This window comes from bacterium (assembly GCA_014360495.1).
Lineage (GTDB): Bacteria > Armatimonadota > JACIXR01 > JACIXR01 > JACIXR01 > JACIXR01.
Window position 1 is genome coordinate 33,480 of sequence record JACIXR010000003.1, and the last position, 20,753, is coordinate 54,232.

A 20,753-nucleotide genomic window follows, 5' to 3' on the forward strand; every position below is an offset into this window, starting at 1 on the left:
ATTGACAGGATTTTCATTTTGTTTTAAAATTTAAATACCTTAAAAAAGAAAGGAGGTGGAATAATGAAGACAGCGAAGGATATTATGACGAAGGAAGTCATCACAGTGAAGCCGTCAACGACGAGGGATGAATTGGCGAAGATTCTGGCGCGGAACAAGATAAGCGGGGTTCCGGTATTAGACGAGGAAGGTTGCTGCGTAATAGGCGTTGTCACGGAGGCTGACCTTCTCCAAAAGCCTGGGCAAACTGTGGGAGAACTGATGACGAAGGAGGTCATCTCCGTTTGTGAGGACACGCCCGTAGAAGAGGTAGCTAAGATACTCGCCGAGAAGGGAATAAAGCGCGTTCCCGTCCTCAAAGAAGGGAAGCTCGTGGGAATAGTGAGCAGAGCGGACATCGTTAAGGCATTCGCGGGAGATTAAGAAGAGAAGAAGAGGAGTGCGTCGCAGGGCGGTTGCCCTGCGACGCACTCTTTTATATCCTCTCCCTATCTAAAAAAACCTGAAGAAGCAAGACAGCCGCTATCTTGTCAGCTTCCCCTTTTCTTCTTCTCCCCTTCCCTAACCCCAACACCTTTTCCGCCTCCTTCGTCGTTAATCGCTCATCTACCTCCTCAACGAGAAATCCCCTTTCTCTTAACCTCTCAGCAATCCTAATTGCAAGCTCTGTAGAGGGAGTAATATTGCCTTTCAAGGAATATGGCATCCCAACCACAATCTCCTTTACCCCTTCCCTCACCGCCACCTCCCCTATCTTCTCCACAGCAACTTCCTCTCCTTCAACCTCTAAAAACCCCAAGGGAAATGCAAGGCGCCTGCCTTCGTCGCTTACCGCTAAGCCAATCCTCCTCTTTCCAACATCTATAGCTAACACCTTCCCTTTTTTCATTTCATACTCCCCTCTAATACAAAAATAGCCAGAAGATAGAGAAAGGCTAAGAGAATAAGAATTGCCCCTGTATCGTTGATTATAAAGGCGAAGAAAAGAGCAAGAAAAGTGGGAGGGTATAAATCAGCTATTTCCCTTTCCAATCTTATGCCCCTCAACAGAGCAAGAAGAAAAAGTCCGCATAATACCAACACGCCCGCCTTCCAACCACTCTCAGAAACTATGCTGAAATTGAGGAGCAGTTTGTTGTGTAAAAGAAGAAAACTTTGATAAGCGTCTTTTATCACAAGACGAGCAAATTGCCCGATATGGGAGCCTCCAATCAAAGCTATTACACTCAAAGGTATTGTTAAAGCTAAAAGGACAGTGAAAGAAATGAAAAGCCCCCTTTTCCCTTCCCTATAATAGGAGACCAACAGGAAAAGTAAGAAAAGAGAAAGGGAAACACCAAGATTTGACCCCCAAAAAGGGAGAAGAACACAAAGGGCGGAAAACAAGATTCCAGCTTTAAGGAAAAATTCCCTTTGGGAAAGAAAGAAGATGGCAAAAGGGAGGGTGGCGATGAGAATCCCCCCATACTCATTCCCAATCCCATAGAATCGGCACCCTCCTAAGGAATATACATTGAGAGGCGAGTGAAGGGAAAGTTTCCCGCCGGTGAGGGCATCTAAAATTATCAACCCGGTTAAGAAGATAATTATGGAGCGGAATAAAGGAAACTTTGCTTTGAGGGAGATAAACCAGAGTAGAAAAAAGAGGGAAATAGTGAGGAGGATGGGAATGATAATATAGGATGAAAGATGAGAAGGCGAGAAGAGAGAGATGAGTAGAAGAGAAGAAGGGAATAGGAGAGAAAAGAGAAAAGGATATTTAGTGATGCGAAAGATAGTTAGGAAAAAGCCGATAAGGTAGAGAGACAGAAAGACCCCGAGAAGTATGGGCTGGGAAGCTCCCTCAAGGGTGGATGACAAAAAAAGGTTTGCGAGTTCCTGTAAATTTCCTTCTGCTGATTCAATCGGCTTTCCGTGCATAGAAGAGGGAATTACGAGATTAAAAAAGGAAAGGACAGTGGGAGCTATATCCTGGAGTGAAACGAGCCCTTTCCAGCGAGTTGAGGGAGAAACAAGTAGTTTTCCCCTTTGCCCCTCGTTCAAAATGGCAATAGTTGATAAACGGTCAGGTTCCCCCTTTTTAGTCCCTATCAAGGATAGGAAAACGAAAAGGTCCCCTTTTTCATAGATTCGCAAAGCTTCGTTTAAAAGCTCGTCTATTCTTCTCAAGCAATCCTTTCGCCAAATTTCATATGCTTGAGGGGAAAGGAATTCCTCATATTGGACAAACCTGCCCATTTCCCCGCTATCTATCACTATAAAAGATGCGTTTTTTGCCCTATTTAATTCAAGCCTGAATTTCTCAATATCCATCGTTTTCCCTGCAACAGATAAAGGCTCCTTCTTCAGCAAATCGCTTCCCACATCGCCTATATCAACGATTCCATTTTCATCGCAAGCGACAAGAACTGCCAATCTTCTAGGCTTTAGCCCATCAGAATTTCCCACAATCGCCGTTTTATAACCCGCTCCTCTCAATATTGAGCCTAAGAGACCTACGGTTGCACCGCTTTGCCTTTCCTCGTTATACATCTTTATCGCCTGCATCGCTACTTGCACAACTCCATTATCTGGCGGCATTATTCCTGTTCTCGTATAAAAAAGATACTTCGCCTTTACACCCTCTACCTCTTCATCAACATTAAAACCAAGTGGAACTTGGGAAGTTTTAATTAAAGGATAATTCCCTGCGGAGATTCCACTTATTATAACTTCCAATCTACTCCTTCTCCTTCTCGTAAGCAAACCCCAACTCGCCTTCTCTTTAAGAAAGGAAAAAGCAGGATAATTTAGCTGGTATATCTCAGAGAAATCAATGTCCTCTGTGATGAAAATTATTGTCTTTTTCTGAGGAAATGAAAGTATGCAGAGAAGGCTAAGGAATAGCGCTCTCCACCAATTGGAGGGCAAAACTCAAAGCCTCCTCTAATCTCTCGGGGTTTTTACCTCCAGCTTGAGCAAATAGGGGGCTACCTCCACCGCCACCACTAACGACTTTCGCCACTTCACGGACCAATTTATCAGCACCCAACCCCTTCTCTACAATATCTTTAGAAACCTTGCAGATAAATACCGCTCGCTCATTCACTTCGCTCCCCAGGAGAACAATCCCACTTCCCATTCGTTCAAGAAGGGAGTCAGCCAATCCCTTTAAGCCCTCTATTCCTACTCCATCCACCTTCTCAGCGACGACATTTACTCCCTTTATCTCCTTCGCCCTGGAAAGGAAACCCTCAACCTCTTGAACAGCTAATTTCCTCTCCAACTCCTTCTTTTCCTCCTCCAAAGCTCTCAGTCTCTCAAGGAGATTCTCCACCCTTTGAGGCAACTCCCAAACCCCACCCTGTAAGAGCCAAGCCCCTTTCTTAAGGGTTGCCTCAAGGCGACGAACATAATGCAAAGCGGGCATCCCGCAAACAGCTTCAATCCTCCGCAATCCCGCACCTATTGAGCTTTCCTCCAGGATTTTGAAGAAGCCGATTTCTCCCGTTGACGAAGCATGGCATCCAGCACAAAGCTCTATGCTGTAATCCCCTATCTTAACGACTCTCACTACCTCTCCATACTTTTCCCCGAATAGAGCTACTGCCCCCATATTCAATGCTTCCCTAAAGGGATGCCAAGAGGTTTCAACTTTTATATTCTCTACTATCTTCTCGTTTACCATTTCCTCTACCCTTTGAATTTCCTCATCGCTTAAAGCTTTTGTCCAGGAAAAATCAAACCTCAACCTATCAGGCGCGACATATGAACCAGCCTGACTGACGAAGGGACCGAGAACCCGCTTAAGGGCGGCATGAAGGAGATGGGTTGCTGTATGATGCCTCTGAATTGATTTTCTTCTTTCCCCATCAACTATCGCTTTAACTTTATCCCCCACCCTTATTTTCCCCTTTACATCGCATTTATGAAAAATAAGCGAGCCATATTTTTGCACATCCTTAACTCTTACCTCCCCTTCCGGAGAACGAATATAACCTGTATCAGCAACTTCCCCTCCGGCCTCAGCGTAAAAGGGAGTTCTATCAAGCAATATCTCTCCCTCCTCGTCCTCCAACTCCTCCACCTTTTTTCCCTCCCTCAGAAGGGCTAGCACTTCCCCTTCACCCTCAAGGGTCTCATAACCTATGAACTCTGTTGGAGAAAGCTTCTGGGTCAAGGCTGAATAGATTGGAGGCAATTTTTCCTCCTCAAGAGCCAGGCGAGCCCTTTCCCTCTGCCTTTCCATTGAGGAATGAAATCCCTCTATATCGACCTCAACCCCTCTTTCCTTAGCAAGTTCTAAGGTGAGCTCAAGTGGGAAACCGTATGTATCGTAGAGACGGAAGACATCCTCTCCGCTTAGGAATTTTGAGGATTTGGTCATCTCCTCAAAGAGGATAAGACCAGAATCAAGGGTGCGCTGGAACCTTTCTTCCTCTCTTCTAATCTCCTCAAGGATGAAATCCTGATAATTCTCAAGGAAGGGATAACCCGCTCTCATTACCTTAATGACAACGGGCACTAAGCGATGAAGGAACAATCTTGGTAGACCGGAAATTATTCCCTGCACCTCCGCTCTCCTAAGTAGACGCCTCAATATATAACCTCTTCCCTCGTTTGAGGGGAGAACTCCATCAGCTATGAGGAAAACACCCGCTCTTATGTGGTCGGCTATTATCCTTTTCCGCGCTATTGGGACGTCCTCCTCTGCCATCTCGCCGATGTAATTCAGAATCGGTTGAAATACATCCGCATCAAAGCAGTTCTTACCACCTTGAACGGCGGCAGCTAGGCGCTCCAATCCCATTCCAGTGTCTATGTTTTTCGTCGGGAGGGGATGGAGATTTCCTTCTTCATCCTGATAAAACTCTGTGAAGACATGGTTCCAGAGCTCAATAAAGCGGTCGCAATCACATCCAGGCTTGCAATTGGGCGAGCCACAGCTTAATTCCTCACCGAAGTCATAATAAACCTCCGAACAAGGTCCACAGGCTCCCGTGACCCCCACTGGACCCCAGAAATTATCCTCTTTACCGAGCCGTACCAATCTTTCAGGCGGTAGCCCAATTTCCTCAAGCCATATCCTCTCTGCTTCCTCATCTCCCTCGTAAACGGAAGCCCAAAGCCTTTCCTTGGGCAATTTAACCACATCAACAAGGAATTCCCATCCCCATAGGAGGCTCTCTCTCTTGTAGTAGTCGCCGAAGGAAAAGTTGCCCAGCATTTCAAAGAATGTCAAGTGGCGCGTGGTAAAGCCAACCTTTTCGATATCGTTTGTCCGAACACATCTCTGACAGGTGGCAACCCTCCTATATTCCGGCTTTTCTCTTCCTTCAATTATTGCCCGGAAGGGAACGACTCCCGCTCCAGTCAATAAGAGGGAGGGGTCCGTTGGAACGAGGGGGATGCCGGGCAAAATCTTGTGCCCCCTCTTCTCAAAAAATTCAAGGAATAATGAACGTAATTCGTCGCTTGTCATCATTCTAACCCAAATCCACGCTTTCCTTCGCTAAGGGGGTTGATTCCATAAAATTGAGGGTTTCCTCAAGGCTCCGGACGCCTGTCGTTGCCCCAATTGCCGTTACGCAGAGAGCTCCCACCGCGTTTGCAAATTTTGCCGTCATCTCCAAATCCCAACCCTTTAAGAGTCCAGTTATAAATCCAGCAGCGAAGGCATCGCCTGCGCCCACCGCATCCACTGGCATGACCTCAAATCTTGGCATGTATATTTCCTCATTTTTTGTCCTAACATAAGAACCCTTACTGCCCATCTTCAAGACGACCATTCCCACTCCTTTATCAAGGAAAACCTTGGCTATCTCCCTTGGCTTTTCCTTCCCTGTTATCATTCGTGCTTCCTCTATGGAAGGAATGATCAAGTCAAGATGAGGGAGGACAGGCTCAAGAAGGCTCATCCACCTGCCTTGGGAATCCCAAACTGTATCAAGCGAGACAAATGCGCCGAATTCCTTTGCTTTCTTCAGCACTCTTGCACAAGGTTCGCCATCAAGAGATGATAAGACGAAATATCCCGCATAGTGAACAATACGACTTCCCTCTAAAACTGATTCATCAATATCCTCTTCACGGAAATTCGCGTTAGCTCCAATATAATGGATAAATGAACGCTCTCCATCGGGATGGACAAAGACTTGCGTAGCTGAAGTCAAAGCTTTGTCGTCCCGCTTAATCCACTTTATATCAACCCCGTGCTTTTTCAAACTATCAATGACGAAATCTCCGAATGCATCCTTGCCTACCTTTCCAACTGCTGCTGTATCTACTCCGATTTTGGCGAGTGAAACAGCCGTGTTTGAAGCACATCCTCCAGTATGAAGCTCTATTGTATCAACGAGAACCAATCTGCCCTTCTCGGGATATTGGCTAACGGGCTTAGCGACGATATCGGCGACGAGGATGCCTATGCAGACTACCTCAGGCATTTCGGACACCTCCTTATAGTGGCTGACTACGTCTCATAGGGCAATAGTATAAAATTTTCAATCCTAAATCTCTAATATTTCCTTTTCCTTTGCCTTTTGTGCCTCGTTTAATAGCTCAATATATTTGTCAGTTAACTTTTGTATTCGTTCCTTTGCCCGAAAAACCTCGTCCTCAGAAGCTTCTCCTTTGTCCTTCAACTCCTCCAATTCCTCATTAGCCATCCTTCTTACATTCCTTATCGCCACTTTACCTTCCTCAATTCTTTTAGCCACGAGCTTGAGTATATCCTTTCTTCTTTCCTCACTCAATGGTGGGAAGGGAAGCTTTATAACATTTCCATCGTTAGACGGCATTAATCCAAGAGGGGATTTGAGAATCGCTTTCTCAATAGCTGAGATGGTTGATTTATCCCAGGGGGAAATCAGAAGAAGGCGAGGCTCAGGCACGCTTATAGCGGCTAATTCTTGTATTGTATATTTCCCACCATAGACATCCACTTCTATCTTTTCAACAAGGGCGGGACTCGCTCTCCCCGTCCTTATCCCTGCGAGGTCGGAGACGGTAGCCTCAAGGGCTTTCTTCATCCTCTCTTCGCACTGCTTCTCTATCTCCTCTATCTTCTTCATACACAATCCCTCCTACGAAAGTTCCTATATCCTCGCCAAGGGCTGCTTTTGTTATATTTCCCCTCACTCTCATATTGAAAACGACGATTGGTATGTTGACCTGCTGGCTCATCATAACCGCTGTATAATCCATTATGCGCAAACCCCTCTTTACCATTTCAAGGTAATTGAGTTTCTTAAAGAGGCGAGCGTCTGGCTTGAGGCGAGGGTCTTCCTCATAAACTCCGTCCACATTGGTGGCTTTAAGGAGAACCTCAGCTTTTACCTCCGCAGCCCTTAGCGCCGCTGCGGTATCCGTGGAAAGGAAAGGGTTTCCTGTCCCCGCTGCAAATATCACTACCCTACCCCTCTCCATATGGGCGATAGCTCGCCTTCTAATGAAAGGCTCTGCAACCTCCCGCATCTCTATTGCGGTTTGCACCCTTGTAGGAACACCTTTCTTCTCCAATGCATCCTGTAAAGCAAGAGCATTTATCACTGTTGCCAGCATCCCCATATAATCGCCCGTCGCTCTATCCATCCCCATCTCCTCTACCTCCGCTCCCCTCACTATATTGCCTCCTCCCGTTATGATTGATATCTCCACCCCCTTCTCCCACACCTCCTTAATTTCCTCAGCTATCCTGTCTATCTCCTCCAAATCCAGTCCAAAACCCTTTTTACCAGCGAAAGCCTCGCCAGATAACTTCAGCACCACCCTTTTCCATTTCGGTCTACCCATCTAACCCTCCCCGATCTCGTAACGAGTAAATCTTCCCACCGCTATCTTCTCGCCTATCTTCCCCATCGCTTCCGCGATTACATCCTTTACCTTCTTCTCTTCGTCCTTTATGAACGGTTGCTCCAAAAGGCATACATTGGCGAAGAAGTTCTCCAATCTTCCCTCCACCATCTTCTCAACCGCCTTGGGTGGTTTGCCCTGGCTCTCCGCCCATTTCTGAAGCACTTCTTTCTCCTGCTCCAAAACCTCGGGGGGAACATCTTCCCTGCTTATGTAGGTGGGAGCCATAGCAGCCACCTGCATAGCTAAATCGTGAGCAAGCTGTTTGAACTCGTCTGTCCTCGCGACGAAATCCGTCTCACAATTCAACTCCAAGAGAACACCCACTTTCCCACTATGATGGATATAAGATACGATAATGCCCTCCCTTGCCTCTTTCCCGCTCCTCTTTGTAGCTACAGCTATCCCCTTCTCCCTGAGTACATTCATCGCCTGTTGAATATCACCACCCGTCTTCTCCAATGCCTTCTTACAATCCATAAGCGGTGCGCCTGTCAACTTCCTTAATTCCTTAACCAATTCAGCACTTATAGGCATAAATTATCACTCCTTTTCTTATCTATCTATCTCTTCTTCCATTACCTCTATTTCTCTAAAATCCTCATCAGACATCATTGCCCTTTGGAGCAGCTCTCTTCTCTCCCCTTCAGTTTCCTCCTCTACCTCCGGCTTTTTCTCCACCACAATTGCCCCTTGCTCGAGGAGTTCCTTCGCCTCCAGAATCGCTTCCGACAGCTTATCCGCGACGAGTTTTATAGACCTTATCGCGTCATCGTTTCCCGGAATGGGATAATCAACTTGCGTAGGGTCGCAATTCGTGTCAACGAGGGCAATCACAGGGATATCTAACCTTTTTGCCTCCCTTAAAGCCGTCTCCTCCTTGCGGATATCAATGATGAAAACCGCACCGGGCAACTCCTTCATATTTCTTATCCCGCTTAGGTTTCTCCTCGCATTTTCCAGTTGCTTACGGAGAAGTTTTGCCTCCCTCTTGGGGAGCTTTTCAAATTCTCCTTCCGCTTCCATTTTCTCCAACTTCTCCAACCGCTTTACCCCTCCCATAATCACGGAGAAATTTGTAAGCGTTCCACCCATCCACCTCTCAACAACATATGGCATCCCACAACGCTCCGCTGCCTCCCTTATCGGCTCCTGTGCTTGCTTCTTAGTTCCAACAAAGAGAATTTCCTTTCCTGAAAGGACTACCTGCTTGGCAAAATCGCAGGCTTTCTCCAAGAGCTCTATCGTTTGTTGGAGGTCTATTATGTGGATGCCATTTTTACCTCCATAGATATACTTAGCCATTTTGGGGTGCCATCTGCTCGTCTGATGCCCAAAATGCACCCCTGCTTCCAAAAGCTCCTTCATGGTAACGACGGGCAAATATATCAACCTCCTTTTGGGTTTTTATTCCTCCTCTCCTTCATTTCCTCACAAACCCTCACAAGAGGGCACCCAGAGGAATCCGGAGAGTGTGTTTTCCAATTTAATTTTAACTCAACTTGTTTGGAATGTCCAAAAAATTATTAAATAATTTTTCCCTACAATCCATAAACTTGCAACTGCTAATTCCATTCTCAAATCTCCCTCCAAGGGAAACAGGGATATAAAGGACTCTCATCCACAACCTCAGCCTCCAGTTCAACTCTGCCTTTTTCCTCTTCCTCCGATAAAGGAAAAAGGGGGGTCTCCTTAGGATTGGAAAACTTGACTATCGCCTTTTAAATGATATACTATTTTTTAAATTTATAAATTTCAGAGGAAAGGAGCAAAGGTCATGGACAAGGACGTTGATATCCTGAAGGAGATTTGCGGGCATTGCCGCCATTTCTGCCCCAGCCAAATATATCGCTCTCTTGGTTATTGTAGAATGCATAACGGGAGGGCAGGGAAATACCTCCTCCCGGCAGAAGGACAAATCTGCGAGAAATTTTCCCCTCGCTGAGAATCTATGCCCCAGCTGAGAAAAGACCCTATTACCTTTGAATGGGTCATTATCGCAGGGGAAAGAAGAGAACGCCCCCACGAGTTTTCCAAGACCTGGGATAACGGCGAATTTCCAGCTTATGACCCCAAATGTCCCTTCTGCCCGGGAAACGAACATCTAACACCACCGGAAATTTTTGCAATAAGGAATGGACAAGAGTCACCTACATGGCTAGTTCGTGTTGTCCCAAACAAGTTTCCCGCCCTGCGAATAGAGGGAAACACTGAAAGGCTTGGTAAGGGTATGTTTGATTATATGGATGGAGTGGGAGCCCACGAAGTTATAATTGAGACCCCTATTCACAATGCCCGCTTCTCAACCCTCCCAGGGGAACAGGTAAAGAGGGTGCTTTTAGCCTATAGAGAACGCATTTTAGATTTGAAAAACGACATTCGTTTCGTTTATATCCTCGTATTCAGAAATGAAGGCAAGGAGGCAGGAGCCTCTCTTCGCCACCCTCATTCTCAATTAATCGCGTTGCCTTTCATTCCTCATGAGGTTGTTTTAGAGATAGAGGGGATGAAACGCTATCATTCCTTCCGTGAAAGATGCCCATTTTGCGATATGGTTAAGGAAGAGCTATCCTTTGGAGAAAGAGTGGTAGGGGAGAGCGATAATTTTCTCGCCGTTGAACCCTTTGCCTCAAAATATCCCTTCGAAACCCTCATTCTACCAAAGCGACATCATCCCTCGTTCGCAGATGAAACGGAGCAAATGCTTGAGGAATTTGCCTTTTTCTTAAGGGATATAATTCATCGGCTAGATAAAGCACTTAAAAATCCTCCTTATAATTTCACTCTCCACAACATTCCCCTTCGCAACTGCAACTACGATGGATTTCATTGGCATTTGGAGATAATCCCACGCATTAGCACTCCTGCAGGATTCGAATTAGGGAGCGGAATTTATATTAACACTGTTCCCCCAGAGGACGCCGCGAAGATTTTAAGAGAAGTAAGTAATTAAAATTGTAAAGGAGGTATCCAAGATGGAAAAAAGGAGACTGGGAAACACTGATATGGAAGTAACGATAGTTAGCTTCGGAGGAATACCCATAATCACGAGAGATTATGAGCTGTCCGTGAAAACTGTTAGAAGAGCTTACGAATTGGGGATTAACTTTTACGACACCGCTCGTGCCTATAACACGAGCGAGGAGAAAATAGGCGATGCTCTAAAGGATGTTCGGGATAAGGTTTTCTACGCCACCAAAACTCACCTTCGCACCAAGCAAGAGGCGGAGAGACATATACAGGAAAGCCTGAAAAATCTTCGCACCTCCTATATTGACCTCTATCAAATCCATAGCGTGGATGACATTCATACCCTTGATAGAGTGATGTCTAAGGACGGTGCTCTTCCCGCATTAGAGGAAGCACAAAGAAAAGGATATATAAGGTACATAGGAATAACTGGGCATAGGGCAGAGGTTCTCATAGAGGCGATAAATCGTTATCCTTTTGCAACGATTATGTCTCCCCTGAATTTCCTTGAGCAAAGTCATGCTGCCAACCTCCTCCCCCTTTGCAGGGAAAGGAATATCGGTTTTATAGTTATGAAGCCATTTGCTGGAGGCTCCTTGGTAACGGGTGATAAGGATGTCCAGGCGCTCGTAGGGGCGAAAAGCTCCGCAGAGATGGCAATGCTCTCCGTGAAATTTGCACTTTCCTTCCCTGGGGTTTCCTGCGTGATTCCCGGGCTTGGAAATCCTCAAGAGGTTGAGGAAGCAGTCAGAGCTGGAGAGGAATTCGGAGCTTTAAGGGAAGAAGAAAAGAAAATTTTTGAGAGGTTGAAGTCAATCCTCGTTGAACCATTCTGCCGTGGCTGTGGCTACTGCCTGCCTTGTCCTCAGAATATAGATATACCCTCAATCTTAAAGGCTCTACTTTACGCTGAGCGGTTTAATCTTATGGAAAGGGCAAAGAATATGTACGCTCAGCAAGCAGTCAAAGCCGATTCATGTGTTGAATGCGGAGTATGTGAGGAACGTTGTCCCTATAAACTCCCTATCAGGGAAATGCTTAAATCCGCAAGGTCGCTTCTTCCGTAAAATTAATAATATTGAAAAGCACCGTCTACAGTATGTCTGGTCCCAAGAAAAGTTCCATACATTTGGGAATGATATGATTTATTTTGGAAATGCCTACGCGTTTTATCACAGTTTTTGAAGATGATGGTTTAGGAAATGTTCTCAAGCTCATCTGGACTGTGGATGTCCAAAAAGCGGAAGAGTTCAAACAAACTTATAATCCAAGCTGTGATATTATATTAATACAAATCAATTGGGAGTAGAAAGCACCGCTTGAACTTCTTGCCCACGACCCTCAAACGAAAAAAAATTTCAATCCACTGGCAAAAATCTGACATAAAGTTTAACCCATATAAAAGATGGCTTGAATTATGGGAGGAAGACAATGAGACATAGTAGGAGGAAAAGAACCAAGACAAGCCCTTTTGGCTCACCTGGTAGGATAAATCACGATTCCACTCCTTTCTATTCAAGTAGGCTATATGAAGGACTTCCTAAAGAAGAAAAAATCACATATGTAGAAAATCCTATTCCACCAAATCTTTTGGACCAGATTTTCTTTAAAACAAGTGAGAACATGTCTGGCTGTCAGCAAAAAATCCCACCTTAAGAGATATCCACGAATATATCCTCATCTTTTCTAAGGGTACGTTCACGCGAAAGACACCTACAAATAGGAAGAGCACTAATGCAAGGGAAGAATTTTTGGAGTTTACTAAGAGCGTTTGGAGATTTCCTGCTGAACCAGCAGGGAAAATTGGACACCCTGCTCCCTTTCCCATAGAGCTTCCCTATAGATTGATTCAACTCTACACCTTTGAGGGCGAGATTATCTTAGACCCCTTTATGGGGAGCGGTCAAACAGCTATAGCAGCTTTAAAGAGCGGTAGGCACTTCGTCGGTTACGAGATAGAGGAGGAATATGTAAGGCTGGCTGAGAGAAGGATTAGAGAGTTCTTGGCTAAGCAAAAACCAGCCCTATTCTAATCCATCGTCACTGCACGGTTATAAGTGAGGCGCTCCTTACTTTTCTCGGCTTTGTTTCCTTTCTTTGTGGTGGCTGAGGTGGCGCTTTCCTTTCTGGAGCTGGTTCATCTAATGGTATGCCATCCAGAGCCGGCTGAAGGTTTTTTACATCTAATCCGAATCTCTTAAGGATTGTGGGAGCGATATCAGCTCTATCTCCATTTCTAATAATGTTCTTATCGTTGGTTGCCAAGAAGATATAAGGAGCATAGCTATGGGTTGTTTTCCCCTCATCGAAACCGTGGTCAGCGGTTACATAGATTAAAGTTTGCTCATAGATTCCCAATTTCTTCAATTTCTCCATAATTTGCCCCAACCATAAGTCGCAGGATTTTATTGCATCGCTATATTCTTGTGAATTCTCCCCATATTTATGTCCCGCTGAATCAGGGTCAGCGAAATGGATGAAGAAAAAGAATCTCTCTTGGGCGTGTTTTTCTATCTCCTCAAGAGCCCTTTTCCCAACATTTGCGTTTACTCCAAGACCATTGATAAATAAGTCCATAACCTTGCTTGCATTGAACCAAGGCTTAGCAGGAATTACAACGAACTTCCTTCCATTTTCCTCTATTATTTCTCCTTTCTCAGGTCCGCGCTTCCCAAGCTCTTTTGCCTTTTGTTTTTGGTTTAGCCACCTCTCATAGGGTATTCTTCTTTCGGGGTCGTTATCAACGTTTCCCTTTTTACCGATTATCGCCGCAGTATAGATGTTTGAGGGACCAAAGAATTTTTCCAATCTCTCAAAAACTGATAATCCCTCCGGGATTGCCTGATAACGTGCATTGCTGTAAACTCCAGTTTTTTCCGGGGCATAGCCTGTCAAGATTTGCGTCCATCCCGCCTTAGTATCCGTAGCTCCCGTGGTCACATCTATATCAATTAATTTCCCTTCCTTGATGAGCTTAGCGAGATTTGGGAGCTGGTTTTGTGAGAGCATCTCCTTAAGGTGGTTTCTTTGAACACCATCCCAGCCAATGAGGATTACGCTGAGAGGTTTAGCCGAGGAAATTACCGAAAGCGTCAAACAGAGGGTTAGAAGGAAAAGTTTCCAATTCCTCATAGACAATCACCTCCATAAATATAGACGAAAATCAAAAATCCAAAGTTCTAATAAAAATTGTTTGACTCATAGCTAAAATAAAATCCCCTTCCCTTGATGGGAAGGGGATTTTATTCACTGGGATTCACTTTGGCTTTTTAAACCTTTGTCTTTATTTAACTTCCTTTATTAGAGCAGTTTGCTGACCGGCTATATCCTCCAAAGTTAATATTGTGGATTTCTCTATCTTCTTTTTAAGAGGGGAGGAGTGGACAAGCACAACATCTCCCCCTGCCATGCCCTCCCCTAACCAGCCTAAAACATCCTGCACAACAACTGGTTGGGTTTGGGGGAGCAAGGAAATAGTCAATATGAATCGGTCGCCCTTGAGTGGATATTTCAAAGCATCGGAGAGGTCTATATCGGTCTTCATTTCTCCTTTCCTAACCTGTGGCCAAACATCTATATATTCGGTCACATTCATCAGCTGCCAACCGAGGGATTTTTTCTTTCTCTCAGCGATATCCGCGTCCACAAGAGAAACACGGATTCGGGAAAGCTCTGGGAGATTCGTCTTAGCTCGCACTTGTAATATTCGTGGGGACACGCGATAAACTTGATAGGATAAATAATAAGGCTTCGGTCTCTTCGCTAATGCTGCTCTATCAACCTTTCTGATAATACACATATTATAGTTATGAATTGCCACATCCCTGTTGAATATAGCTTCAAAATTGTTGGGGTTCCTTTCTACCTCCTTCTTTCCTTCCTCTATTAAGCTCTTCCAAACCTTTATTGCCTCGTCAATCTTGCCCGCCCTCTCATAGGAATGAGCCAACATCCTTCTCACTTGAGGAGGTGATTTCAAAGCGGCTGCTTTCCTATACCACTCTATAGCCTTATCGTAATCTTTAACCTTATCGTAATAAAGCCAACCCATATCTGCATAAAGCTCGTATTTATCGGGATTGTTCTTGATTCCTTCCTTCAAGAATTCCTCAGCTGAGGGAATCAATCGCCAATCCTCGGAGTTCCAAGCGAGCTGCCAGGCGCCTGAGCTATAAGCCTCAATAAAATGGGGGTCTAACCAGGTTATAATCCTTATGAGAGGAGGAATTTTCTCATGTTCTCCGCTATGGAAATAATCCTCAATTTTCAACCATAACAGCCCAGCGGCAACCTCCCTCAAGCCCATTAGAGCTGTTGCCAATACCTCTCTTGAAATATAGCCAAAAGAAGCTGTCCCGCCGGGTTTATAATGCTGGCGATAAACATCTATCCTCGTCTGAAGAATTATTATGAAGATGATACAAAGAACAAGCAGTATTATTCTTTTTGCCGTCCCGCTCATTTTTTTTCTTAAACCTCTTTTCCAGCGAAAATCCAAGTGGAAAGGAGCATAAGGACGAGGCAATAGGCAAGGGAATAAGCTATAGCCATCAAAACATAGTAGGCTTCTCCTGCGGGGATGTAGCCGTGTATGACGGAGTTGTATATGCTGGCGTTTCCAAAGTTGGGAACGATTAGATGGAGAGCTTTCAGGACGACGCTAGTGAGGGGATTATGGCTGAGCTTTATTATATCCGCTACATAATCTGATAGGGAACCTATGACGAAAACGAATGCGGAAAGGGTGATGCTGATGTTCGTAGTTGAGAAGATAGAGAAAAGAATCGCGAACGCGGAGAGGATGAGCAAGTAGAAGAAAAGCAAGAGGGTCGCCTCCAATATCCTTGAGTTGGTTACGAGGGCTTTAAAGAATCCCTCCGCTCTCGCGCTCCCCTTGCTCATGACCACAATCAATAGAGCTATCGCCATCAGCATCATATTCATAAAAAGGACAAGAGCAACTCCAATAAATTTCCCAACCACAAACTGCCATCTCTCAATCGGCTTGGAAAGAACTGTGTGCAGAGTCCTTCTCTCTATCTCCGTGGGAATTAATCCTGCGGTTATGATGAGAGCTATGAGAACACCAAAGAGATAAATGATTCCAAGTCCGATTGACTTTATGAGAACCAACTCTTCAGATGGGGAAAAATAGGAGAAGATAAAGGATAAACCAATTATCAAAAGAGCGATGCCAAAGAAGACCCACATTATCTTCTTCTGCATTGATTCCTTGAAAGTAGCTTTTGCTATACTCCAAATAACCGACATTTAGCCCGCCTCCTTTACTATTTCCACAAATAGTTCCTCCAAGGAGCGCCTTAACGGCACTACGGAAAGGACCTTGCCTCCATTATTGCGCACAAAATCTATTATCTCCTGCGCCTTCTCGTCTCCATCAGCGTATAGAAGGTAATCATTGTCCTTCTTGTAAACCCTTGATGCTACCTTCTCTATCTGCTCAACCTTTTGAGGTTCCAATCCTTCAACAGTTATCTCCATCTCCCCTACCCTCAAAAGCTCCTCCAATCTACCTAATTTCACAAGTTTCCCTTTATTCATTATCCCCACCCTATCGCACACCATCTCAACATCGGAAAGCTGGTGAGAGCATAGCAGGATTGTTTTCTCCTTTTCCTTTAAACGGATGAAAAGCTCCCTCACTTCCTTGTGAGCTATCGGGTCTAGCCCAGAGGTCGGCTCGTCCAATATCAAAAGCTCAGGGTCGTTAAGCAGAGCTTGCGCTATTCCTATCCTCTGCAACATGCCCCTTGAATATCCCCTTAATTCCTTCTTCCTATGCTCACTTAACCCAACAAGCTCCAAAAGTTCATCCACCTTATCCCTTAAAGCTTTTCCTTTCAACCCGAAAAGGCTACCATAAAAAAACAGCAAATCCTCACCCGTCATAAAATCATAGAAATAGGGGTTCTCCGGCATATAACTTATTTTCTCCCTTGTTTTCTTATCCCCTATGGGATTGCCTAAAACCCACGCCCGTCCAGAGGTCGGGAAAATAAGCCCTAAAAGCATCTTGATAGTTGTGGTTTTCCCCGCTCCATTCGGTCCGAGAAATCCAAATATCTCTCCCCTCTCCACTACTAAATCAAGGTGATCAACTGCGGTGACCTCTTGACGCCGCAAGGGGTCATAAAAGTGCTTCGTCAAACCTTCTGTCTTTACTGCTTCCAAATTTTTTGACACCTCCTTTTTTAGGCTGTAAAATATATTATAACAACATAAAGTTCCTTGTCAATATTTCATTCCTAAAGAGAGGTGAACCCACTTGCAAATCTCCCCTAAGGCAAGAGCTATCGCTCCATCTCCTACACTTTCCCTCACCGCCAAGGTGAAGGAATTGAGAAAAAAGGGAATGAGAATCATAAGCTTCACCGCCGGCGAACCGGATTTCGATACTCCATCGCCAGTAAAAGAAGCAGCTAAAAAGGCTCTTGATGAGGGATTCACGAAATATACGCCAACAACGGGAATAGAGGAGCTAAAGGAAATGATAGTCAAGAAGCTGAAGGAAGACAACGGACTGGATTACGATAAAAAGGAGGTCATCGTTTCTCCTGGGGCAAAGTTCGTCATTTTCAACGCCCTTTTCGCCCTTTTAGATGAAGGTGATGAGGTCTTGCTTCCTTCCCCTTATTGGGTTTCCTATCCCGAACAAATAAGAATGGCGGGAGGTAAACCCGTTATTCTGGAAACTAAAGAGGAAAATGGCTTCAAAATGCGTGTAGAAGAACTTGAGAGGGCAAAGACCAATAGAACTCGTGTCCTAATTCTCAACTCTCCCTCCAATCCCACAGGAGCAGTTTATGAAAAAGATGAACTATCGCAAATAGCGAAATGGTGTATAGAAAACGATGTTTTCGTGATATCGGATGAGATATATGAGAAATTGGTTTACGATACCGAGCATATAAGCATAGCCACATTTCCTGGTATGAAAGAGAGGACCCTTGTCGTTAATGGGATGTCAAAAACCTATTCCATGACTGGCTGGAGGATAGGATATGGAGCTGGACCGAAAGAGCTAATTGAAGCTATGGGTAGAATCCAAGACCACACGACTTCAAATCCGACCTCCTTTGCCCAGATAGGAGCACTCAAGGCTTTGGATTTGGTGGAAGAAGTGGAGGAAATGGTGTCTGCGTTTAAGAGGAGGAGGGAGATTCTCCTGGAAGAAATAAGCAAAATTCCCAATGTTTCATGCATGCCACCCAAGGGCGCCTTTTACGCGTTCCCAAATGTTTCCTATTATATGGAAAAGATGGGAGCAAGCTCAACAGATGAATTAGCCTCGTATCTATTGGAAAAAGTTGGCGTGGCTGTCGTTCCAGGAGAAGGTTTTGGAGCGAGTGGTTATGTGAGGCTCTCCTTCGCCGTCTCGGAAGAGGATATTAAGGAAGGATTGGCAAAAATCAAAGACGCCTTCCTTTCAATATGATTTTTGCCATAAGGAATAAAAACTTGTATAAATTATTAATATTAAATTTGAAAGGAGGTTTAAAGCTTTGGCTCAATTGTCAGAGAGGGTTAAGATAAACGATTGCACACTGAGAGAAGGAGAACAAACATATGGTGTCGTCTTCTCAAACAGGGAGAAGATACGAATTGCCCGCTACCTTGACGAAATCGGGGTAGATATGATAGAGGTAGGTTTCCCCGATGAACCAGGCTACGAGAGAGAATATATAAAGGAATTGGTGGAGGAAAAAAGGAAGGGGAGAATAAAAGCCCTGCTTATGGGATGGCATAGACCTATAGTAGATGAAATAAAGTCTTCCGTTGAACTTGGACTTGATGCAGTGGCTATTTCTATCTCAACATCTGACATTATGATTGAAACGAAATTGAGGAAATCCCGCGAGTGGGTTATAGATGTAACAACGAAGGCAATTGAGTTTGCTAAAAGTCAGGGGTTTTATGTTTCCTGCAACGCTGAGGATGCCTCCCGCACGGACGAGGAATTCCTTCTTCAATTCGTCCGCTCAGCGAGAGACGCTGGCGCTGATAGAATAAGATTCTGCGATACTTTGGGCTGCCTACATCCCTTCAGGACAAAAGAACTCATTGCTATGATTATGAACGAGGGGATAGATGTGGAAATGCATTGCCACAACGATTTAGGGATGGCAACCGCTAATACCTTAGCGGGTGTCAAGGCGGCGGAGGATTTCCCCGAGAGAAATATATGGTTGGGCGTAACCATCAACGGTTTGGGAGAACGGGCAGGAAACGCTCCCTTAGAGGAAGTGATAATGGCTCTCAAGATTGCCTTTGGTATGGAATTAGGGTTTAGGACTTCCCTTCTAAAGGAGGCTTGCGAATATGTAGCGCTTGCCTCTGGACGTTATATCCCCCCTTGGAAGCCAATAGTCGGCGAAAACCTCTTCCGCCATGCATCCGGAATTCATGCCGATGGGGTTATTAAGAATCCTCGCAATTACGAGATAATCCTTCCCGGTGAAACCGGCGAGTTTGAAAGAAAGATAGGTATATCCAAGCACTCCGGCATCGCCGCTGTTAAATATAAATATTCCCTATTGGGCATCCATCTATCGGATGAGGAAGCGAGAGCTCTCCTCACAATTCTGAGAAAGGAAACTGTTCAATTGAAGAGAATGCCACTTGATAAGGAACTCATTGAAATCTACGAGGAATTCAAAGAAGGGAAGCTGAAATAGACGCCCATGGGTAAAACTATAACTGAGAAGATACTTTCCCGTAAAAGCGGGCGCGATGTATCAGCTGGCGATGTCATCCTTGCTGAGGTGGATTTCTGCTTCGGTCAAGACGGCACCTCCGCCCTCATCATAGACGAACTAAACAAATTGGGCGGATTGCATAACCCCCAAAAGTTCGCTATGTTCATAGACCACAATGCACCGCCTCCGCTGGCTTCTGTCGCCAATATCCATCAGAAGATGCGGAATTTCGCGAAAAAACATAACTGCCTTCTGTTTGAGCCTGGCGAGGGAATCAGCCATCAATTGGTTCCTGAAAAGGGCTTTGTTCTCCCCGGAGAACTTGTTTTAGGAGCCGATTCCCACACCTGCACCTATGGCGCCCTCGGTGCTCTCTCAACAGGGGTAGGCTCAACAGACCTCGCTGCCGCCGCTTTCAGTGGGAAGCTCTGGTTCAAGGTCCCCCAAACGATTAAAATCATCTTGAAAGGAAATCCTCCACCCACAACCCAACCAAAAGACCTGGTCTTATATCTCATCGGACAGATGGGAGCCGACGGAGCCACCTATAAATCAGTTGAGCTCTATGGGGATGTGATTAAGGATATTGATATGGACGGACGTTTTACTATCTGCAATATGGGAGTGGAAATGGGAGCAAAATTTATGATTATACCACCGGATGAGCAAACGATAGAATGGGCTAAACAACATAGTTCTCGTCCCTTCACACCCGTTTGGGCTGATGAAGACGCAATCTACGAGGAAATAAGGGAATTTGATATTTCCTCGCTTACACCCGTGGTTGCTAAGCCTCATAGAGTTGATAATGTGGTGCCCGTTGAGGAAGTAGAGGGTTTGGAGATTCAAGAAGTTCTCATAGGGACTTGCACCAACGGTCGTCTATCCGACCTCCGCTCCGCAGCACAGATTCTCAAGAACAGGAAAGTTCATCAGGATGTTCGCCTACTAATAGTTCCCGCTTCAAGAAGCATATTGCAGGAAACAATAAAAGAAGGTTTGGTGGAGATTTTCCTTTCCGCTGGCGCGATTGTTTTGCCGCCTGGCTGCGGTCCGTGTGTGGGGACCCATCAAGGTATCCCCGCCGATGGAGAAAGGGTCTTGTCCACTGCGAATAGAAATTTCAAGGGAAGGATGGGAAACCCTAACGCTGAAATATACCTTGCCTCGCCCTTAACCTGCGCCGCCTCCGCGGTAGAGGGAAAAATCACCGACCCTCGTAAATATTTGTAG

21 protein-coding genes and 1 pseudogene are annotated in these 20,753 nt (G+C 45.2%); 10 read left to right on the top strand and 12 right to left on the bottom strand.

Going from position 1 to position 20,753, the window contains the following annotated elements:
* Positions 1–63: 63 nt before the first annotated feature.
* The gene (locus H5T88_02970) at positions 64–423 is read left to right on the top strand and encodes a CBS domain-containing protein (protein ID MBC7329300.1); all 360 of its coding nucleotides are present in this window, start codon (positions 64–66) and stop codon (positions 421–423) included.
* Positions 424–475: 52 nt separating this feature from the next.
* On the opposite strand, the gene ruvX is transcribed toward H5T88_02970, so the two are convergent.
* From ruvX to rpsB, 8 genes are all read right to left on the bottom strand, one after another.
* Complete coding sequence (ruvX, locus tag H5T88_02975) at positions 476–889, bottom strand: Holliday junction resolvase RuvX (protein MBC7329301.1); 414 nt, start codon at positions 887–889, stop codon at positions 476–478.
* A complete protein-coding gene (locus H5T88_02980) occupies positions 886–2,910 on the bottom strand; it encodes a hypothetical protein (protein ID MBC7329302.1) in 2,025 nt (674 codons plus the stop codon). The genes ruvX and H5T88_02980 overlap by 4 nt, the downstream gene beginning before the upstream one ends.
* On the bottom strand, positions 2,876–5,461 hold the full coding sequence (gene alaS, locus H5T88_02985; GenBank protein MBC7329303.1) for an alanine--tRNA ligase: 2,586 nt from the start codon (positions 5,459–5,461) through the stop codon (positions 2,876–2,878). Before alaS ends, H5T88_02980 begins: the two co-directional genes overlap by 35 nt.
* 4 nt (positions 5,462–5,465) lie before the next feature.
* On the bottom strand, positions 5,466–6,425 hold the full coding sequence (locus tag H5T88_02990) for a sugar kinase (protein MBC7329304.1): 960 nt from the start codon (positions 6,423–6,425) through the stop codon (positions 5,466–5,468).
* Between the two features lie 63 nt (positions 6,426–6,488).
* On the bottom strand, positions 6,489–7,052 hold the full coding sequence (frr, locus tag H5T88_02995) for a ribosome recycling factor (GenBank protein ID MBC7329305.1): 564 nt from the start codon (positions 7,050–7,052) through the stop codon (positions 6,489–6,491).
* Positions 6,994–7,773: a UMP kinase gene (locus H5T88_03000; GenBank protein MBC7329306.1), complete on the bottom strand. Its 780-nt coding sequence runs from the start codon at positions 7,771–7,773 to the stop codon at positions 6,994–6,996. The genes frr and H5T88_03000 overlap by 59 nt, the downstream gene beginning before the upstream one ends.
* Entirely contained in the window at positions 7,774–8,370 is a 597-nt protein-coding gene (gene tsf, locus H5T88_03005) for a translation elongation factor Ts (protein ID MBC7329307.1), read from the bottom strand. It abuts the gene before it with no gap.
* Positions 8,371–8,388: 18 nt separating this feature from the next.
* Positions 8,389–9,216, bottom strand: coding sequence for a 30S ribosomal protein S2 (gene rpsB / locus H5T88_03010; GenBank protein ID MBC7329308.1), 828 nt, complete (start codon positions 9,214–9,216; stop codon positions 8,389–8,391).
* 394 nt (positions 9,217–9,610) lie between these two features.
* Here rpsB and H5T88_03015 point away from each other — a divergent pair, with 394 nt between their 5' ends.
* The 6 genes and pseudogenes from H5T88_03015 (at position 9,611) to H5T88_03040 (ending at position 12,836) form a co-directional block, all read left to right on the top strand.
* On the top strand, positions 9,611–9,778 hold the full coding sequence (locus tag H5T88_03015) for a hypothetical protein (GenBank protein ID MBC7329309.1): 168 nt from the start codon (positions 9,611–9,613) through the stop codon (positions 9,776–9,778).
* A 6-nt stretch (positions 9,779–9,784) separates the two neighbouring features.
* Positions 9,785–10,786 (top strand): galactose-1-phosphate uridylyltransferase, encoded by a 1,002-nt coding sequence (galT, locus tag H5T88_03020; protein ID MBC7329310.1) that lies wholly within the window; start codon positions 9,785–9,787, stop codon positions 10,784–10,786.
* 22 nt (positions 10,787–10,808) lie between these two features.
* Positions 10,809–11,870 carry an aldo/keto reductase gene (locus H5T88_03025; GenBank protein ID MBC7329311.1) on the top strand — a complete coding sequence of 354 codons (1,062 nt, stop codon included), beginning with the start codon at positions 10,809–10,811 and terminating at the stop codon, positions 11,868–11,870.
* 89 nt (positions 11,871–11,959) lie between these two features.
* On the top strand, positions 11,960–12,112 hold the full coding sequence (locus H5T88_03030; protein MBC7329312.1) for a ThaI family type II restriction endonuclease: 153 nt from the start codon (positions 11,960–11,962) through the stop codon (positions 12,110–12,112).
* Positions 12,113–12,122: 10 nt separating this feature from the next.
* Complete coding sequence (locus H5T88_03035) at positions 12,123–12,245, top strand: ThaI family type II restriction endonuclease (GenBank protein ID MBC7329313.1); 123 nt, start codon at positions 12,123–12,125, stop codon at positions 12,243–12,245.
* A pseudogene (locus H5T88_03040) lies at positions 12,235–12,836 on the top strand (site-specific DNA-methyltransferase). The gene H5T88_03035 and the pseudogene H5T88_03040 overlap by 11 nt, the downstream one beginning before the upstream one ends.
* Positions 12,837–12,843: 7 nt before the next feature.
* On the opposite strand, the gene H5T88_03045 reads toward H5T88_03040, so the two are convergent.
* From H5T88_03045 to H5T88_03060, 4 genes are all read right to left on the bottom strand, one after another.
* The gene (locus tag H5T88_03045; protein ID MBC7329314.1) at positions 12,844–13,935 is read right to left on the bottom strand and encodes an alkaline phosphatase family protein; all 1,092 of its coding nucleotides are present in this window, start codon (positions 13,933–13,935) and stop codon (positions 12,844–12,846) included.
* A gap of 151 nt (positions 13,936–14,086) precedes the next feature.
* A complete protein-coding gene (locus H5T88_03050; GenBank protein ID MBC7329315.1) occupies positions 14,087–15,265 on the bottom strand; it encodes a hypothetical protein in 1,179 nt (392 codons plus the stop codon).
* 8 nt (positions 15,266–15,273) lie between these two features.
* Positions 15,274–16,074, bottom strand: a complete 801-nt coding sequence (locus H5T88_03055) for an ABC transporter permease subunit (GenBank protein MBC7329316.1) — start codon at positions 16,072–16,074, stop codon at positions 15,274–15,276.
* The gene (locus H5T88_03060) at positions 16,075–16,995 is read right to left on the bottom strand and encodes an ABC transporter ATP-binding protein (GenBank protein MBC7329317.1); all 921 of its coding nucleotides are present in this window, start codon (positions 16,993–16,995) and stop codon (positions 16,075–16,077) included.
* A gap of 94 nt (positions 16,996–17,089) precedes the next feature.
* Here H5T88_03060 and H5T88_03065 point away from each other — a divergent pair, with 94 nt between their 5' ends.
* From H5T88_03065 to H5T88_03075, 3 genes are all read left to right on the top strand, one after another.
* Positions 17,090–18,259, top strand: coding sequence for a pyridoxal phosphate-dependent aminotransferase (locus H5T88_03065; protein MBC7329318.1), 1,170 nt, complete (start codon positions 17,090–17,092; stop codon positions 18,257–18,259).
* Positions 18,260–18,326: 67 nt separating this feature from the next.
* Positions 18,327–19,499 (top strand): homoaconitate hydratase, encoded by a 1,173-nt coding sequence (gene aksA, locus H5T88_03070; protein MBC7329319.1) that lies wholly within the window; start codon positions 18,327–18,329, stop codon positions 19,497–19,499.
* A 6-nt stretch (positions 19,500–19,505) separates the two neighbouring features.
* Positions 19,506–20,753: a 3-isopropylmalate dehydratase large subunit gene (locus H5T88_03075; protein ID MBC7329320.1), complete on the top strand. Its 1,248-nt coding sequence runs from the start codon at positions 19,506–19,508 to the stop codon at positions 20,751–20,753.

Coding starts and splice junctions, on each gene's coding strand:
- H5T88_03025 (MBC7329311.1), top strand. CDS start 10,809: ATGGAAAAAAGGAGACTGGGAAACACTGATATGGAAGTAACGATAGTT.
- ruvX (MBC7329301.1), bottom strand. CDS start 889: ATGAAAAAAGGGAAGGTGTTAGCTATAGATGTTGGAAAGAGGAGGATT.
- frr (MBC7329305.1), bottom strand. CDS start 7,052: ATGAAGAAGATAGAGGAGATAGAGAAGCAGTGCGAAGAGAGGATGAAG.
- H5T88_02990 (MBC7329304.1), bottom strand. CDS start 6,425: ATGCCTGAGGTAGTCTGCATAGGCATCCTCGTCGCCGATATCGTCGCT.
- H5T88_03015 (MBC7329309.1), top strand. CDS start 9,611: ATGGACAAGGACGTTGATATCCTGAAGGAGATTTGCGGGCATTGCCGC.
- H5T88_03055 (MBC7329316.1), bottom strand. CDS start 16,074: ATGTCGGTTATTTGGAGTATAGCAAAAGCTACTTTCAAGGAATCAATG.
- alaS (MBC7329303.1), bottom strand. CDS start 5,461: ATGACAAGCGACGAATTACGTTCATTATTCCTTGAATTTTTTGAGAAG.
- H5T88_03045 (MBC7329314.1), bottom strand. CDS start 13,935: ATGAGGAATTGGAAACTTTTCCTTCTAACCCTCTGTTTGACGCTTTCG.
- H5T88_03030 (MBC7329312.1), top strand. CDS start 11,960: ATGCCTACGCGTTTTATCACAGTTTTTGAAGATGATGGTTTAGGAAAT.
- galT (MBC7329310.1), top strand. CDS start 9,785: ATGCCCCAGCTGAGAAAAGACCCTATTACCTTTGAATGGGTCATTATC.
- tsf (MBC7329307.1), bottom strand. CDS start 8,370: ATGCCTATAAGTGCTGAATTGGTTAAGGAATTAAGGAAGTTGACAGGC.
- H5T88_03050 (MBC7329315.1), bottom strand. CDS start 15,265: ATGAGCGGGACGGCAAAAAGAATAATACTGCTTGTTCTTTGTATCATC.
- H5T88_03075 (MBC7329320.1), top strand. CDS start 19,506: ATGGGTAAAACTATAACTGAGAAGATACTTTCCCGTAAAAGCGGGCGC.
- H5T88_03000 (MBC7329306.1), bottom strand. CDS start 7,773: ATGGGTAGACCGAAATGGAAAAGGGTGGTGCTGAAGTTATCTGGCGAG.
- H5T88_02970 (MBC7329300.1), top strand. CDS start 64: ATGAAGACAGCGAAGGATATTATGACGAAGGAAGTCATCACAGTGAAG.